19 protein-coding genes are annotated in these 15,356 nt (G+C 51.1%); all 19 read right to left on the bottom strand.

Annotation, left to right across the window (positions count from 1 at the left end):
* Nucleotides 1–12 precede the first annotated feature (12 nt).
* The 19 genes from spoIVA to HH215_RS03805 all read right to left on the bottom strand — a co-directional run bounded on the left by spoIVA (nucleotide 13) and on the right by HH215_RS03805 (nucleotide 15,319).
* Nucleotides 13–1,491 (bottom strand): stage IV sporulation protein A, encoded by a 1,479-nt coding sequence (gene spoIVA / locus HH215_RS03895; RefSeq protein ID WP_169278709.1) that lies wholly within the window; start codon nucleotides 1,489–1,491, stop codon nucleotides 13–15.
* 324 nt (nucleotides 1,492–1,815) lie between these two features.
* Nucleotides 1,816–2,556, bottom strand: a complete 741-nt coding sequence (locus tag HH215_RS03890) for a YphF family lipoprotein (protein ID WP_169278708.1) — start codon at nucleotides 2,554–2,556, stop codon at nucleotides 1,816–1,818.
* A gap of 21 nt (nucleotides 2,557–2,577) precedes the next feature.
* The gene (locus HH215_RS03885) at nucleotides 2,578–2,940 is read right to left on the bottom strand and encodes a 2Fe-2S iron-sulfur cluster-binding protein (protein WP_169278707.1); all 363 of its coding nucleotides are present in this window, start codon (nucleotides 2,938–2,940) and stop codon (nucleotides 2,578–2,580) included.
* Nucleotides 2,941–2,967: 27 nt separating this feature from the next.
* Nucleotides 2,968–3,546 carry a nucleotidyltransferase family protein gene (locus tag HH215_RS03880; RefSeq protein WP_169278706.1) on the bottom strand — a complete coding sequence of 193 codons (579 nt, stop codon included), beginning with the start codon at nucleotides 3,544–3,546 and terminating at the stop codon, nucleotides 2,968–2,970.
* Nucleotides 3,547–3,618: 72 nt separating this feature from the next.
* On the bottom strand, nucleotides 3,619–3,912 hold the full coding sequence (locus HH215_RS03875; protein ID WP_169278705.1) for a 2Fe-2S iron-sulfur cluster-binding protein: 294 nt from the start codon (nucleotides 3,910–3,912) through the stop codon (nucleotides 3,619–3,621).
* Nucleotides 3,913–3,955: 43 nt separating this feature from the next.
* The gene (locus tag HH215_RS03870; RefSeq protein ID WP_254450360.1) at nucleotides 3,956–4,171 is read right to left on the bottom strand and encodes a DUF2768 family protein; all 216 of its coding nucleotides are present in this window, start codon (nucleotides 4,169–4,171) and stop codon (nucleotides 3,956–3,958) included.
* 144 nt (nucleotides 4,172–4,315) lie between these two features.
* A complete protein-coding gene (locus HH215_RS03865) occupies nucleotides 4,316–4,588 on the bottom strand; it encodes a stage VI sporulation protein F (RefSeq protein ID WP_169278704.1) in 273 nt (90 codons plus the stop codon).
* Nucleotides 4,589–4,661: 73 nt separating this feature from the next.
* Complete coding sequence (locus HH215_RS03860) at nucleotides 4,662–5,711, bottom strand: NAD(P)H-dependent glycerol-3-phosphate dehydrogenase (RefSeq protein ID WP_169278703.1); 1,050 nt, start codon at nucleotides 5,709–5,711, stop codon at nucleotides 4,662–4,664.
* A complete protein-coding gene (plsY, locus tag HH215_RS03855) occupies nucleotides 5,701–6,327 on the bottom strand; it encodes a glycerol-3-phosphate 1-O-acyltransferase PlsY (protein ID WP_254450359.1) in 627 nt (208 codons plus the stop codon). The genes HH215_RS03860 and plsY overlap by 11 nt, the downstream gene beginning before the upstream one ends.
* Before the next feature lie 11 nt (nucleotides 6,328–6,338).
* Nucleotides 6,339–7,661 carry a ribosome biogenesis GTPase Der gene (gene der / locus HH215_RS03850; RefSeq protein WP_169278702.1) on the bottom strand — a complete coding sequence of 441 codons (1,323 nt, stop codon included), beginning with the start codon at nucleotides 7,659–7,661 and terminating at the stop codon, nucleotides 6,339–6,341.
* A 132-nt stretch (nucleotides 7,662–7,793) separates the two neighbouring features.
* Nucleotides 7,794–7,973 carry a capping complex subunit for YIEGIA gene (locus tag HH215_RS03845; protein ID WP_169278701.1) on the bottom strand — a complete coding sequence of 60 codons (180 nt, stop codon included), beginning with the start codon at nucleotides 7,971–7,973 and terminating at the stop codon, nucleotides 7,794–7,796.
* Nucleotides 7,966–8,883 (bottom strand): YIEGIA family protein, encoded by a 918-nt coding sequence (locus tag HH215_RS03840; protein WP_169284209.1) that lies wholly within the window; start codon nucleotides 8,881–8,883, stop codon nucleotides 7,966–7,968. The genes HH215_RS03845 and HH215_RS03840 overlap by 8 nt, the downstream gene beginning before the upstream one ends.
* Complete coding sequence (locus tag HH215_RS03835; protein ID WP_169278700.1) at nucleotides 8,883–9,512, bottom strand: hypothetical protein; 630 nt, start codon at nucleotides 9,510–9,512, stop codon at nucleotides 8,883–8,885. Before HH215_RS03835 ends, HH215_RS03840 begins: the two co-directional genes overlap by 1 nt.
* 117 nt (nucleotides 9,513–9,629) lie before the next feature.
* A complete protein-coding gene (locus HH215_RS03830) occupies nucleotides 9,630–11,450 on the bottom strand; it encodes an alkaline phosphatase (RefSeq protein ID WP_254450536.1) in 1,821 nt (606 codons plus the stop codon).
* A gap of 168 nt (nucleotides 11,451–11,618) precedes the next feature.
* On the bottom strand, nucleotides 11,619–12,866 hold the full coding sequence (gene rpsA / locus HH215_RS03825) for a 30S ribosomal protein S1 (RefSeq protein ID WP_169278698.1): 1,248 nt from the start codon (nucleotides 12,864–12,866) through the stop codon (nucleotides 11,619–11,621).
* A gap of 134 nt (nucleotides 12,867–13,000) precedes the next feature.
* Nucleotides 13,001–13,588 (bottom strand): lysophospholipid acyltransferase family protein, encoded by a 588-nt coding sequence (locus HH215_RS03820; RefSeq protein WP_169278697.1) that lies wholly within the window; start codon nucleotides 13,586–13,588, stop codon nucleotides 13,001–13,003.
* Nucleotides 13,589–13,591: 3 nt separating this feature from the next.
* On the bottom strand, nucleotides 13,592–14,296 hold the full coding sequence (gene cmk / locus HH215_RS03815; protein ID WP_169278696.1) for a (d)CMP kinase: 705 nt from the start codon (nucleotides 14,294–14,296) through the stop codon (nucleotides 13,592–13,594).
* Between the two features lie 132 nt (nucleotides 14,297–14,428).
* Entirely contained in the window at nucleotides 14,429–14,653 is a 225-nt protein-coding gene (locus tag HH215_RS03810) for a hypothetical protein (protein WP_169278695.1), read from the bottom strand.
* A gap of 21 nt (nucleotides 14,654–14,674) precedes the next feature.
* Nucleotides 14,675–15,319: a flagellar brake protein gene (locus tag HH215_RS03805; RefSeq protein ID WP_169278694.1), complete on the bottom strand. Its 645-nt coding sequence runs from the start codon at nucleotides 15,317–15,319 to the stop codon at nucleotides 14,675–14,677.
* Nucleotides 15,320–15,356: the final 37 nt, after the last annotated feature.

The following is a 15,356-nucleotide window of genomic DNA, read 5'->3' as shown; positions in this document are numbered from 1 at the left end:
TTCTATTCGGAATTAAAGGATGATAGCGATCAAACCGCCAGAACCTTCGTTGATAATACGTCCGAGCGTTTCCTGCAATTTGTAACGGGCATTGTCCGGCATCATCGCGATTTTGCCCTGAATGCCTTCCCTTACGATCGAGTGAAGCGAGCGTCCGAAAATATCGGATTCCCAGATTTTGATCGGATCCTTCTCGAAATCCTGCATCAAATACCGGACAAGTTCCTCGCTCTGTTTCTCGGTTCCGATAATCGGAGCGAATTCGGACTCTACGTCGACGCGAATCATATGGATCGATGGAGCCGTCGCCTTCAGCCTGACTCCGAAGCGTGCGCCTTGACGGATCAACTCCGGCTCGTCGAGAACCATCTCCGCGAGCGAAGGCGCAGCGATTCCGTATCCGGTCGTCTTCACCATCTCGAGCGCTTCCGCGAACCGATCGTACTCGCGTTTCGCGTGGGAGAACTCTTGCATGAGCTGGAGAAGATGATCCTTGCCGCGGATCTCGGTTCCGACCACTTCCATAAGGATTTTATCGTACAACTCGTCGGGCGCATACAGATCGATCTCCGCGACGCCTTGCCCCATGTTCATGCCGCTAAGTCCGGCGCGAGCTACGAAATCGTATTCCATGAATTGCGCGACGACCCGCTCGACATCGCGTAAACGGCGGATGTCTTTGACGGTTTCGCGTACGGAGTTCTCATAGCTCGTGCGAAGCCAATGACCTTCGCTAAGTACCATGACCCAGCTAGGCAGGTTAACGTTGACTTCATGTACCGGGAACTCGTACAGCACTTCGCGAAGCACGCCGATGACTTCTTCTTCTCCCATCGTTGCAGCGCTTACCGCCATAACGGGAATATCGTATTTAGCGGCTAGCTCATTGCGAAGGGATTGCGCTTCTTCGCTCTTGGGCCGCGCGGAGTTTACGATTAACACGAAAGGTTTGCCGACTTCTTTTAACTCGTTAACGACTCTTTCTTCCGCATCGATATACGAACTGCGCGGAATTTCCGCGATCGTGCCGTCCGTCGTTACGACGACCCCAAGCGTGGAGTGCTCTTGAATGACTTTGCGCGTACCGATCTCGGCCGCTTCCTGGAACGGAATCGGATCCTCGAACCAAGGCGTCGTGATCATGCGCGGTCCGCCTTCGTCCTCAAAGCCTTTTGCTCCTTCGACCGTATATCCGACGCAATCCACGAGGCGAACGTTAACTTCCAGACCTTCGGCCACTTTAAGCTGTACCGCGTTGTTCGGCACGAACTTAGGCTCGGTCGTCATGATCGTGCGACCCGCCGCGCTCTGAGGCAGTTCATCGATCGCCCGCACCCGATCCGCTTCATGAGCGATATTAGGCAGTACAACGGTTTCCATAAACCGCTTGATAAAGGTCGATTTGCCCGTACGGACGGCACCCACGACCCCGAGGTAGATATCACCGCCGGTGCGTTCGGCGATATCTTTGAAAATGTCCACTTTTTCCACTGAGATTCCCTCCCATCGTAATCGCGAAACTTTCGTGACCCGCCATCAGGGCGGAACTCGTACACGAACTTGGACTGGTAACATTGTATGTACGAACGCCGGGATTATGACGCTGCACGCACAAAATGTTTGCCCTGCCGGCTTACGCCCGCCGGCGCTCCTGTTGTTTCCCCCATGAGCATATGAAATTAGAGAGAGACGTATGTCTACTTTTTTAATATTTTTTCCAAAATGATAGTAAAGGTAGCAGGTTCAAATAAAAAACCGCATTCCCGATGTCGTATAGACCTTGGAAATGCGGCTTATGCTTGCAGTATGATTCTCTTACTTTATCGGGTTAGAGACTGCCTGAGGTTCTCCTTCTACCCAATGGTAAACAGGCGAACGAACCGGTACGTAATACGACGCTTCAATCAGCACCCGTCTCAGATCGTCTTCCGGCTTTGGAGCGAGCTCCGACTTCTCGACCGCGGTGACGATATCTATGCCATAATCGACGAGAACCTGCCCTTGCCCGTCTACAAGCAAGTTCAAAGATTGTCGAGAATACATGCTTTGAATATCGACGGCTTTAATGGCTAGCTTATCGAAGTCGACCAAGGCGTATCCCGGGTAAACTTCTTCCCCTGCCGGATTTCGATTCGCATTTTTCGACCGATATTCATTCACCTTCTTCTGAACGTCGTTCACCTTCTGAAAGACCGTTAAATCCAACAACTTAACCTGCGGCTTCGTTTCCTCGTCAATGATCAGAAACTGATAAGAACCGCCACTCTCGAAAGCGGCCGATGGAACGCTCGAAATATAACCCATTCTTTGAAGCTTTCCGAAATCCACTTTATATTTTTCGTAAACCGGTACCGATTCCTTGGCGTTCTGGATTGGCAACAGCTCTGTTTGCTCTTGGTATCGGTCTACCGCATCCTGAACCGTTAGTATCGCTTCCCTAGCCGAAACATTGCCGCCCGGCGTTTGATCGTCCGGGTACAGGCAGCCTGTCAAAGAAATCAGAATTAGGCTTAACATCCCTAAAGCTATCGTTCTAGGCAGTTGACGCACCTTCATAATTAATCCTCCTGTAAAGCATTAATTCAACCAATCGTCTTCCTGCTGCTGTTCTGCTAATCTCTTGCGTATGGCAGCCTTTAACGGATCCTCGGGTACGGACACGGTTACCGAATTTCTCGTTCGGGCTTGGCAGGAAAGCCTGACTCCTTCAGCCAACATGGACGAGCCTAGCTTGCGGGATTCCGCAACGGTTGGCGGTTGCAGAAATTCCGCCTGATCTTCCGCAACTTGGACCTTGCACATGAGACAGCCCGCGACTCCGCCGCAACGCGTGCGTATCGTGACCCCCGCGCGTCGCGAAGCGTCTAATAGCGTCGTACCGGGCCGTACGTTGACCGATTTGTTATCCGGCAGAAAAGTAACCTTATGTGGGTTCGTCATCCTTGCTCCTTCCTCGAAGCATGGAGATCAACCTTCGCCTGCCAGCCTTAAAGCCTCCGCCGCAACGCTAAACGAGATCTCGTTTCTTCTTATGAGTTGTTGCAACAGAGGCAAATGCCTCCGCGGATCTTCAGAAATCAAACGTCCCGCTTCGGCGGCACGATCTCCACGCTCGCGAAGTAAATTAAAGATCAGTTCATGGCCTAACGGAATGATAGCGACAGAATGGTAAGCCACCTCGATTCTATCGCTGCCGGGAAACAGGAATTCGTCCACTTCCGTCAAATACTCGGATTGCAACGCGGTTACGCGAAAATCCCCGACCAATTCAACCATCGTATCCTCGATGCGGTAATGCGATAGAATCGAATGATATCGTTCCGTTCTATTCTCGCTCGGTCCGTCTAACCTATAATCACGCAATTTCTCATCCACGGATGCAACCGCATTGCCATCCACATAGATGTCCAAATCGCTAGGAGCACGCTCCAAGATCGCTCCTCGCAGCGCTAAACCGGTGCTGCCTCCGACAATCCAACGAGCCTGGCTACCTTCCAGCATTGAAGCCAATTTGGCAAGCGCGGTATCCGACGCAACGTTCTGCATGCCATCCACTTCCATTCCATAAGCAAGGTTCCAAGATTAGAATACCCTATTAACACCCGCTAACAATTCGATTCAAAAATAAGTTTTGTTTTTCGCCGTTATTTCGCCTTCTTTAACGACGGTCGCTTGACAACCTAACCGATATCCGGCTTCAAGCTCCTCGGGTCCTAGCCTGTCCCACTCGGCATCGTTCACTTCCGACAGCCGTTCGGCGCCTTCCAAGACAATACATCTGCATTTCGCGCACGTTCCGCGAGAGCAATTATATTGCCAATCCACCGATGCCCCTTGCGCCAACTGCAGCAGGCTTTTGCCGATTTGCGATTCCACGGTTTTGGTGAGGGTTCGTCCGGTTAAAGTAATCATAGTATTTCCCTCCGCGCGATTTTACATATAATGCGGCATCCTCTTAGATCAGGGACAGAAGTCCGCAAATAACTCCATATATCAGCATAACGATAGCGACTAGCGTCAAAACTAGACGAATCCAGCCTTTGGTCTTGTTGCGCGCGTATGTAATGATAAGAGCGGCTAACACCATCAAGCCTATGCCGATCATGGAAACCCACATTTTACCCATCGCATCCAACTTGGCGGCGGCAAAGGTTTGTAACATTATGTACATCTATGTCTTCCTCCGTCTTCTTAACAACCTCAAATGCATAACATTATACCATTCTCAACGAAATAAGACAAAAACGGTTGGTAGATAAGCCCATCTCTCCCGAAAAAAAGATGCCCGCCGCAAAATGCAGGCAGGCATCTTCATTCATTTCTTGACCATCATCTTAACGAGCGACTCCAAGCTGTTCAAGTTCATCCCGCTTTTCTTGACGGCGTTAACGATTTCCTTAATCGTTTCCTCCGACACAGGAATGTTAGCCATCGCCGAAACTTGTTTGATCAGAGCTCTGATTTGCGCTTCGCTTTGCAAGGTGCTTGGCGTTACGTTGCTGGCAATCTTTTTGATTGAATTCTCGGAAATATTTTTCCCGGCTTTTTTGTTTACCGCGCCAAGCAGATCTTTAGGAAATTTGTCCATGCTTCCCCTCCTCCGGGTGTTTGCACTGCATCCTATGAGGAGAAGAGGAGAAGCGTGTGGGCGTGTTTCTTGATTAGCCTTTGAACCATTTATCTTGCGAAGCGGTCGCGATTTCCTCGATTTCATGGGTACGAACCCGCCCCATTAGCGCTCCGACAGCTTTCTCCGGAGGAATCCCTTCGAACAGAACGGCATAGAGCTGATCGGTGATCGGCATCTCGACTCCGTGCTGTTCCGAGAGAATGTGGGCCGCCTTCGTCGTTCTGACGCCTTCTACGACCATTCCCATTTTCGTCAACACTTCCGCTAACGGCAGACCTTGAGCGAGCATAGAGCCCGCTCTCCAGTTCCGGCTGTGCTGGCTCGTACAAGTCACGATCAAATCCCCGACTCCGGCTAGACCGGCGAACGTCAACGGATTGGCCCCCATAGCTGCGCCTAACCGCGCAATCTCCGCAAGGCCGCGAGTGATCAGAGCAGCCTTGGCATTATCTCCGAAACCAAGACCGTCGGACAAACCTGCCCCTAGCGCAATAATATTTTTGATCGCGCCGGCCGTTTCGACTCCGATAAGATCGGGATTCGTATAAACGCGGAAGTAGGATTCATTCATAAATAGATCTTGAGCCGACTCCGCGCAGGCGATTTCTTTGGAAGCGACGACAATCGTCGTCGGATGACGATTAATGACTTCCTCCGCATGGCTTGGACCGGACAGAACAACGATTCGTTCCTCCGGCCTGTCGAGCTCCTCTGCAAGCACGGTAGACATTCGTTTCAGGCTGTCGCTTTCGAATCCTTTGGTCGCATGGATGACAAGCGCTTCTTTATGTAAGTGGGGAGCGGCTAGACGAGCCACATCCCTCATAGCCGAAGAAGGCGCAACGAATAAGACGGCTTCCGCGCCGTTTACGGCTACGGCCATATCCGTCGTAGCCGTAATCCCTTCCGGTAATGTCGCGCCGGGCAGATATTTCTCGTTACGTCTCTCGCGGTTGATTTCGTCCGCCTGAGCTTGATTACGAGTCCATAGCGTTACCAAGTGGCCATTGTCGGCCAATACGCGCGACAGTGCCGTCCCCCAGCTCCCCGCAACGATAACGGCAATCTTCTTATGCGCCATGAGGTTCACCTTTCTTGCTGCTCCCCAGCTTGTTCTCCGTACCGTTCAGCAGCTTAACGATATTTTTACGATGACGTACGATCGCCAATACGGCGACGACCAATGCCCCCCAAATATAAGCCGCATCCAGATCGAATACATAAAACAATATCGGAAGCCATACGGCGAAGATCATCGATCCAAGCGACACGTATCGCGTAAATACGATAACCAGAATCGCTACGATCCCCGCGATTAACGTCGGAAGGAACGCCCAAACGATTAAAGCGCCGATCGTCGTCGCGATTCCTTTACCGCCTTTGAAGCGGAAATAGATCGGCCAATTGTGTCCGCCGATCGCCGCAAGACCACAAGCTACCGAAATCCAATCGTTGCCGTCGCCAAGCCATATTCCTAAGCCAACCGCAACGGAGCCCTTCGCGATATCAAGCAAGAACACCGCGATGGCAGGCCCTTTCCCCAATACCCTAAGCGTGTTGGTTGCTCCCGCGTTCCCGCTCCCATGATCGCGAATATCGATTTTACGAAGCCACCGGGCGAACAAGATGCTGAATGAAATCGAGCCTAACAAATAGCTGACAATAACCGCAACGATCGCGATAAACGAATTTAACACGCCGGTCTCCCCTATTCCTGATCTGATTTCTTACGAGTGAACAATCTAAGCGGAGTTCCTTCAAACTCGAATGCCGCGCGAATCTTGTTCTCCAAGTAACGCTCATAAGAAAAGTGCATCAATTCAGGGTCATTAACGAATATAAGCAACGTTGGCGGCTTGACGGCTACCTGAGTCACGTAATTGATACGCAATCTGCGGCCTTTATCCGTCGGCGGTGGGTTAATTGCAACCGCGTCCGAAATAATATCGTTAAGCACATTGGTTGGAACCCTTAACGCATGCTGCTCCGCAACGCGGTTAACGACCGGGAACAGCTTCGTTAACCGATGCTTCGTTAAAGCCGACAAATAGACGACAGGAGCGTAAGACATGAACAAGAAATGATCGCGGATCGTATTCGTGAAGTGCTGCATCGTTTTATCGTTCTTGTCGACGACGTCCCACTTATTGACGACGAATATAGCCGCTTTTCCATTCTCGTGCGCGTATCCGGCGATATGCTTATCTTGGTCGATAATTCCTTCCTCGCCATTGATGACAACGAGAACCACGTCTGCTCTCTCGATCGCTTGCATAGCTCTCATGACGCTGTACTTCTCGGTCGATTCATAGACTTTGCCGCGCTTGCGCATACCGGCGGTGTCGATCAACACGTACTTCTGTCCATCTTTCTCGAACGGAGTATCGATCGCATCGCGAGTCGTTCCGGCGATATTGCTCACGATTACGCGTTCTTCGCCTAGAATAGCATTGACGAGAGACGACTTGCCGACGTTAGGACGACCGATTAACGCGACTTTAATAATATCGTCGTTATACTCTTTCTCTTCCTTAACGGGGAGCTTATTCACGGCGGCGTCAAGCAGATCCCCGATACCTTGTCCATGAGAACCCGATAAAGGTACGGGATCGCCGAAACCGAGTACGTAGAACTCGTAGATATCGTCCATCCGCTGCAAATTATCCACTTTGTTCACCGCAAGCACGATCGGCTTATGGGAACGGAATAACATTTGCGCGACTTCTTCGTCGGCGTTCGTTACGCCGGCTTTGGCGTCTACCATGAATATAATCACGTCGGCTTCTTCGATGGCGAGCTCCGCTTGAGCGCGAACGGAACGAAGCAGGCTGTCTTCTCCATCGATCTCGATGCCGCCTGTATCAATTACGCTAAAGGATCGTCCGTTCCATTCACCAGTGCCATAGATACGGTCGCGAGTGACGCCCGGCTTATCTTCTACGATAGCGAGTCGGTCACCTATGATCCGGTTAAAAATCGTGGATTTGCCCACATTGGGCCTTCCGACGATGGCGATTACGGGTCGTGCCATATTTCCCACTCCTCAACATGTCAAACAGCATTGCCCATCCTTATGATGGATTCATAAAAAAACACTCACAACTTTCATCATATCAAAAATCAGTCGGCTTGGCTAACGAATATTGCCAACTCCCCCTATCCGTCATTGTCTCTTCACGATGATAAATAAATCCTCGTCGATCAAATGCGCCGCGCAATCCATGATTTTCTCCAGCAAATGCGCGATTTTCTGAAGCTCCTCCCGGTCATTCGCGAAGAATATCGGCGATCCTCCCCCGACTTTCTGCCGATTCGTCGTGACGACGCCTACGATTTTAGCCACTTTGCTTCGCCTCCGTGCTCTTCCGGTTCGCTTCCGTCGGCATTCTCACCGCAGCTTCCAGTAAAGGTACGTTGCTTACCGCCTGATAGGCTTTATCTACATCCTTCTCCCGGGGCAGAACCAGTAAACCCAACTTCCCCGTGCGCAATCCCAGCTTCGCGATCGGCATCAGAGCCGGGTCGCCGTCATCGCGATACACGCCTAATCTAGTCGAAACATCATGCAAGATCGCTTGGCGCTGGCCGAGATTGGCGATCGTTACTTTAGCGTCGTCGTTCTTCGGCACGAGGATAAAACCGATTCCTTGCTCCCGGATAATCTCCCTGTTCTCGTCTAATCCAACGTTCATCATATAGACGTCCCCAACGTAAAGATTCGGTCCATCCAATCTGATCGGAGCCATCTCAACATGAGCGATATGGGATATTTTTTTGCCTTTCATGAAATAGTGCGCAACGAGCAGGGATGCAGCCCCGGCTAACAGACCGGCCCACCACCCCACCCACATCACGAATACGCTGACCATGAACGCAGTGAGTATCGCCAAGTAATTACGACCCTCGAATACGACCGCAATCCCTTCAATATAAGCGGCGCCTCGAGGAACCAACTCCAGATGATCGATCGCCGTTAACGTATTCCGCTCCATATTTCGCACTTCACGGAATTGTTGCGCCGCGAGCGAGAGAAACGTGATCGCCGTGTAATCCTTGTTAAACAACGCTGGAACGGCAACCGCCCCCAATGCCCCGGCTATTAACCCGAGCGAGAGGTGGATGATTTTCCCGTGGGGATAAGCGGGATATTGCCTGTAATCGCTGCGGAGCATAAAAATTCTCGCGCCAAGCCCGAAAGCCGCCCCCATAATTACGCACATCATATCCCTGTGGGATTGAAACCATTCGAACATCATAGACGCTGACCCCCTCTTCTCGTGCCTATCTTCGGTATCCATTTTCTCGCGAATTCAATCAGAGCCTTGACGGTCAACGCCCACAGCTGGGAGAATAACAAGGCAATCCACCATCGTTCCATCCATTCCGAAGCTCTCATTTCGAATACGGAACCGGAAGCCGCGATCAGTAACGCCGATATGCCTTCGCTTAAATACAATCCCGCGGATATGGCCAACGCCTGTTCGGAAACGTTGCGAAGAAGAAGCGCCGATAACCATCCCAGGACAATCGCCGCCCCCCACGGGTCGAAATAATGCGATAATCCGGACGGATAAAAAGCCATGCGGCTCATAACCGCATAAATCGAACCGATTAAAACTCCCGTAGACAGCGCAAGCCACCTTCGGTTCGCATTCATCCTGCACGCCAATAGTACAACCGTGATAAACGTCCAGCACCAGGCTCCATTAATCGTTAAACCCGGAATCGCCGTTATCTCGCTTAACCATGCCAATGGCCATATCGCCAGAAACACCCCTACGGCCCAATGAGGGATCTCCGCGGGCGCTTCTTCCCTCCACCCGCTCCACCAAAGAATCGTCGCCATCAACCACAAAAACACAGCACCGAACGCCGGTGGCATTCCCCCACCTCCTCGTCGTTAGTATGCGCCGCAAGGAATGGTAATCATGCCCTTAACGTCTGAATAAATAACGAAAAACGGTCTCCGTAGGAGACCGTCTTTCGAATAGTTAGCAACTTACTTGGAAGTCGCCCGAATTCCGAGCGCCGTAACCATATTGCGGAATACTTGCGTATTATCCATGTAACCCGCGAAAGCTTGCGCTCCCGGGCCGGAAGCGTTAACCGGCACGTCGTCGAAGGTATGAACTTCAACCGATTCGTCGTGCGGAATGTTACCCGGCAGATGAATTCCGTTCGGATCTTTGTCCGGATTAGCGATGAACCATGCTTTATCTTTCACATTCGGATCTTGAATCGTCGGATTAACGGGAACCGGGTTCGTCAAGTAGTCCTCGTTATAATCCGGATGGTTCCCCCAACCTACCGCTATCTTCCAATTCGAATCCGGGTTGTCCGGGAACCCGTCCTTGTTCGCATCTACATACGTCGGAAACTTGGAATCCGCGTACGTACCTACGAGCTCGCGCAATTCATCGGCGCTTTTTCCAGCAGCCGCAGCCGTATCGTAAGTTCCGTTCAGCGTCATCGAATGGCCGTGATCCGAAGTTACGATAATTAATGTGTCCGGATGTTTGAGCGCGTATTGTTTCACTAAACCGATCGTTTTATCGAACTCTATCGTATCCCATATCAATCTTTCGAAATCCATCGGATGCGCCATTTTATCGATAGACGCGGCCTCTACCATTAAAAAGAATCCGTTCTTGTTGTTATCGAGAACGTCGATCGCTTTGGTCGTCATTTCCATCAACGTCGGTTGGTCCGTATCTTGACCGACGATCGCCGTATTGACCGGCTTCGTATACTCCCGGTCGAAGTAGACGTTCATGTTGCCTTTCTTAAACAAGCCGAGCAATTGGTTTTTGTTCGTTACCTTGTTGAGCTCGGTCGCGTTCGTAACGTAAGAATAACCCGAGGACTTAAACGCGTCGATCTTATTCTTCCCGTCTTTACGTTTGCCGCCTTGATTTTCCGGCAAGAACCATTCCAATCCGCCGCCCATCAGAACGTCCGGACGGGATCCCGGCTCCAAGAACATATTCACGATCTCTTCGGACGTGCTGCGTTTGCGGGTATGGGTTGCCATCGCCGCTGGCGTCGCATCGGTGACATCCGCCGTCGTAACGATACCCGTCGCCATTTTCTTCGTGCGTTTCACGAGCTCGACGATATTTTCCACTCTCGGATCGTCCAACGGATCGGACGTATTGTCCGGATATACGCCTTCGGCGTTAACGGCCGTTTTGTGGCCAGTCGCGTAAGCCGAAGCGGAATTCGCGGAATCCGTTACGATGGAATCCATACCCGATGTCGTAATCAAACCCATGTAGTCCATCTTTTCCATTTCCAGCCAGCCCTTGAACTTTCCTTCGTCGATTCCTTTCGATACGACGCGGGCAGCGGTACGGATGTTCGCGCTCATGCCGTCGCCGATGAAGAGAACTACGTTTTTCGCCGTCTTCGCGTTGCCTACCGTTTGATACACTTCGTAACCAACGGATTTGGCAATCGATTTACCGTCTACTTTCGCTGTCGCTCTAATCGTAATCTTTTCCGCTTTAGGAAAGCTTACATTTTTTATCGTGAATTCAGCGCTTTTCTCGTTCGCGTTCGTGCGAACCGCTTTTTTACCGAAATAGGTTTCCGCGTCTTTCCCGTTTACCGTTACCGATAGCGCGTCTTTCGAAACGACCGCATCGTTTAATTCGACTCGGAAATCGAGCTTTTGCCCCGCAAGAACGATTGCCCGATCGATTGGAAGGATCGTGATGGAAGGCTTTGCTTCCGCGGCCGCTGCGGAAGCGATGCCGGATACTGCGGAAGTCACTACGAGCGCGGAACTAACAAATAAGGCCACAAGCTTGTTCTTTAACATGAACACTAATGATTCCCTCCTCATAATAGCTCTTACTCGTCCATTGTAGATGCTCAATGTAAAATCGAATCCCGCTTTAACTTCGGATTGTGTTAAATCCAACAAAAAAAGAGCCAATCTTCAGCCCGTATTACGGGAAAAGATCAGCTCTTCGGATTTGAATCGCTCTTATTTGAATTTGCTCAGCTTGTCGCCGAATTTTTCGCCTAGGTTAAAGCTCATGCTTTCCGCAGGCGGCAGGTTACTTTCTTCGCGAGGAGCGCGCGGAGCACGAGGCTCGCGAGCTTCGCGTTCAGGACGAGCCGGCGCTTCTTCCGTTTCTTTGATCGAAAGGGAAATACGTTTTTCCGCAGGGTTGAAATCAAGCACTTTCGCTTGAACTTCTTGGCCTTCCTTCAACACTTCGAATGGCGTCGCAACGTGACGGTGCGCGATTTGCGAAATGTGAACGAGACCTTCAACGCCGGGAGCGATCTCAACGAATGCGCCAAAGCTAACAAGACGTTTAACTACGCCCGTTACGATGTCGCCAACGTTGAATTGTCCGTTAGCGGAATCCCATGGACCCGGTTGAGCCGCTTTGATGCTGAGAGAAATTTTGCCGAGGGAAGGATCGACTTTCAGAACCTTAACCTTCACGCTTTGTCCTTCAGCTACGACGTCCGCAGGGTGGGCAACGTGCTGCCAAGCCATTTCGGATACGTGTACGAGACCATCGATACCGCCGATATCCACGAACGCGCCGAACGGAGTAAGGCGTTGGATTTTGCCATCCAACACTTGACCGGCTTGCAGGGAGCTCATGATTTGTTGCTTTTGAACTTCATACTCTGCATCCAGCACGTCTTTAGCCGAAAGAATGACCTTGTTGTTCTCGCGGTCGATTTCTTTGACTTTGACTTTTAACGTACGGCCTTTGTAAGAAGCGAAGTCTTCGACGAAATGACGTTCGACCATAGAAGCCGGAATAAATCCGCGAACGCCTACGTCAGCTACCAAACCGCCTTTAACGACGTCGGTAATCGCGACTTCGAACGCTTCGCCGCTTTCGAACTTCGCTTGAAGTTCGTCCCACGCGCGCGGGCTGTCGACTTGGCGTTTAGAGAGAACGAGCGATTCTTTGGCATCGTTGATGCTCACGATCTTCGCTTCTACTTCTTGGCCGATTTGTACCGCTTCGGCAGCATTCTCCAAGTTAACGGAAGAAAGCTCGCGCAACGGAATAACACCGTCGTATTTATATCCAAGGCTAACATACGCTTGGTTATCCTCGATTTTGACTACCGTACCTTTCACGGTGTCCCCTTTCTTCAAGGTCACGAGATTTTCCAGTGCATCTTGGCTTACCGTTTCCGTTGCTGTTTCCGTTACCGGTTCGGCGGCCGCCGTTTCCTGGACGTTGATTTCTTCAGACATGAAAATTACCTCCTCAGTTCTACCCCAACTTTATTTAAACCCGCTCTAGCGGCGCTTAAATCTTACTTACCCTAAATGATGAGAACCAAATAATACCTCTAGTATGAGGGTTTATCGCCGGAAACATGCATCGATTAAGATGCCGGCTGCCCCGTCTTCATCATTTCCCGGATTCGGGACATGATCAACTCGGTCGCTTCCTCCATACTTTCGGTCGTGCCTTGCTCAGCATATGGACCTAGATCAATGGGTGCTCCATACACCGCGAGCATCTTGCGGAACGGACGATACTGCCCAACTAACGCGACCGGGACGATGAGAGCTTTGGAACGGATTCCCATCGTAACGGCTCCCCGTTTCCCCATGCCGACCGATTCGTTGCGCGTACCTTCCGGAAAAATCCCCATCACGTTACCGCCCTGCAATAGAGTGATAGCCGTTCGGATCGCTTCCTTGCTAACGCCCCCGCGTTTAACCGGGAACGCGCCCACGGCTCTTATAAGCGAGCCGAAGAGAGGAATGCGGAACAATTCTTCTTTAGCCATATAATGAACTTTGCGGGGCACCCATACCCCCAAAGTGATGGGATCTTGTAAACTCTTATGATTGCTACATAAAATAACGGGTCCTTCGAGCGGAATATTGGATACCCCTCTAGCTTCCAACCTGTACAGCAGCAAGAACAGCATGCGTAGGATCATCCTGCAGAATCGGTATAACATAATCTACTTCTCCTCCGCCAAAATGGTTCTTGTCGCCGCAAGTCCCCATTGTACGATTTCTTCAGCCACTTCGTCCACCGTTCGACCCGTAGAGTCGATCAGGCGAGCATCAGGAGCTTGAAGGAGAGGCGCGATTTCCCGCTCCTGATCCAGTTGATCCCTTCGGGCGATTTCCGCCTCTAATTGATCTAAAGTAATATCCGCGTCCGGGCCTAACTCCAAAAATCGGCGCGTCGCCCTTTCCCGCGGAGTTGCTGTCAGGAAAATTTTCAATTCGGCATCCGGCAATACGTGCGTGCCGATGTCGCGCCCGTCCATGACGACGCCTTTCTGTTGCGCCATGCGACGTTGGAGTTCGGCCATGCGCTTGCGGACGCCTTCCAACCGGGCGACATATGAAACGTTGCGATTGATCTCCAAAGATCGTAGCCGCGAGGTAACGTCTTCATCGTCCACGATAACGCGCTGCGTATCGGAACCCGGCAGCAATACGATATCCATCTCATGGGCCAATCGTCCTACAAGCTCGTTGTCCTCAGTCGAGAACCCCGATTCGAGCGCTTTAAGCGTTACGGCTCTGTACATCGCGCCCGTATCGACGTAAATATATTGAAGAGCGCTGGCAACCATACGGGCAACCGTGCTCTTTCCCGCTCCCGCAGGCCCATCGATAGCGATATTGATTTTGTGAGAATAAGATCCATTCATGAGATGACGACTAGCCTCCTACACGCCAACAACCTGATGTCACTAGAAAAAATAAGGCAGGCAGAGCCTGCTAAGAATGAGAAAATTATACCACACAGCACCCATGGATGCAAAAACTACGCCGTTCAAGAGCTAATGCGCGATGTCGTGGAAAGGGATACCCTCGGATTCGTCCGTCGTCGTCAGCCAATGCCTCGCCGCAGGAAATTGCAGAACCAACTGAGATACAATCAATAGAACGACGAGCACGGCGATCCCGCGAACGAATAAGCGTTCCAGCCGATCCGACCAAGCCGTAAAGACGGATTGGTATTGCTCGTTCCCGTTATCGTCCATCGTTTCCTTTCCGGCTTCCATGCGAGCATAGCTCCTTCCGGGCTAATCTTTGCGATTATCCAATTGACGCTCGAAACAGAAACGAATGATTTTCTGTTGATCCGAATCGGCGATATCCTGAAACCGCATCATGATTAAATTTTTGTCGGGTTCAATGGGCAAAACTCTCACGACTTCGCCTTCGAATTTCGCGTGCGCGATCGTCCCGCCCTTATAGTTTAATAATAGCCAACAAGTTAGGACGCCATTCTGCACAATCGGTCTATTTCGTTCGCAAGTAAAGGAGACGCCTCCCCCGCCCACGTCTTCGGTAATCGCCAGGAACCTAAGCTTCTCTCCGATCCTCACGGCCAGCTCCAAGTTCGCTTCCACTCGGAGATAGCTTCTGCGCTGATCTTTGGTGATCTCTTCAAGCTCCGGCTTACGAATCGCCACCAGATTAACCGCCTCTTTGCGGTAACCCGTTACAACGCTTGGGAACAAATGCTTGACTCCCTCTTGCGTAAAAAAATAAACTTGCAGCTTCTCTCCCGTTTGGGTTCGATACAATTTACGGCTCTTTTCGTCTAACGGAATCTCGATGTAAATGTTCTGGTTGTCCACATCCGCCACGCGCGAACGCAGCGTTAAGGGTTCTGTATCCGTTTCGGTCTGTATGTACATTGTCTGATTGATTTTCGGAAGCAACTTTGACCCTCCATCCAGCATGATCGGAAATTTATTC

The sequence above is a fragment of the Cohnella herbarum genome (assembly GCF_012849095.1).
Taxonomy (GTDB): domain Bacteria; phylum Bacillota; class Bacilli; order Paenibacillales; family Paenibacillaceae; genus Cohnella; species Cohnella herbarum.
The sequence above is the reverse complement of the archived record's forward strand: the minus strand, read 5'-3'. Positions and strand labels throughout refer to the sequence as shown.

Bases quoted from the DNA above. Each gene is read 5' to 3' on its own strand.
- HH215_RS03890 (WP_169278708.1), bottom strand. From the start codon at position 2,556: ATGAAGGTGCGTCAACTGCCTAGAACGATAGCTTTAGGGATGTTAAGC.
- HH215_RS03885 (WP_169278707.1), bottom strand. From the start codon at position 2,940: ATGACGAACCCACATAAGGTTACTTTTCTGCCGGATAACAAATCGGTC.
- HH215_RS03880 (WP_169278706.1), bottom strand. From the start codon at position 3,546: ATGCAGAACGTTGCGTCGGATACCGCGCTTGCCAAATTGGCTTCAATG.
- HH215_RS03875 (WP_169278705.1), bottom strand. From the start codon at position 3,912: ATGATTACTTTAACCGGACGAACCCTCACCAAAACCGTGGAATCGCAA.
- HH215_RS03870 (WP_254450360.1), bottom strand. From the start codon at position 4,171: ATGTACATAATGTTACAAACCTTTGCCGCCGCCAAGTTGGATGCGATG.
- HH215_RS03865 (WP_169278704.1), bottom strand. From the start codon at position 4,588: ATGGACAAATTTCCTAAAGATCTGCTTGGCGCGGTAAACAAAAAAGCC.
- HH215_RS03860 (WP_169278703.1), bottom strand. From the start codon at position 5,711: ATGGCGCATAAGAAGATTGCCGTTATCGTTGCGGGGAGCTGGGGGACG.
- der (WP_169278702.1), bottom strand. From the start codon at position 7,661: ATGGCACGACCCGTAATCGCCATCGTCGGAAGGCCCAATGTGGGCAAA.
- HH215_RS03840 (WP_169284209.1), bottom strand. From the start codon at position 8,883: ATGTTCGAATGGTTTCAATCCCACAGGGATATGATGTGCGTAATTATG.
- HH215_RS03835 (WP_169278700.1), bottom strand. From the start codon at position 9,512: ATGCCACCGGCGTTCGGTGCTGTGTTTTTGTGGTTGATGGCGACGATT.
- HH215_RS03830 (WP_254450536.1), bottom strand. From the start codon at position 11,450: ATGTTAAAGAACAAGCTTGTGGCCTTATTTGTTAGTTCCGCGCTCGTA.
- rpsA (WP_169278698.1), bottom strand. From the start codon at position 12,866: ATGTCTGAAGAAATCAACGTCCAGGAAACGGCGGCCGCCGAACCGGTA.
- HH215_RS03820 (WP_169278697.1), bottom strand. From the start codon at position 13,588: ATGTTATACCGATTCTGCAGGATGATCCTACGCATGCTGTTCTTGCTG.
- cmk (WP_169278696.1), bottom strand. From the start codon at position 14,296: ATGAATGGATCTTATTCTCACAAAATCAATATCGCTATCGATGGGCCT.
- HH215_RS03810 (WP_169278695.1), bottom strand. From the start codon at position 14,653: ATGGAAGCCGGAAAGGAAACGATGGACGATAACGGGAACGAGCAATAC.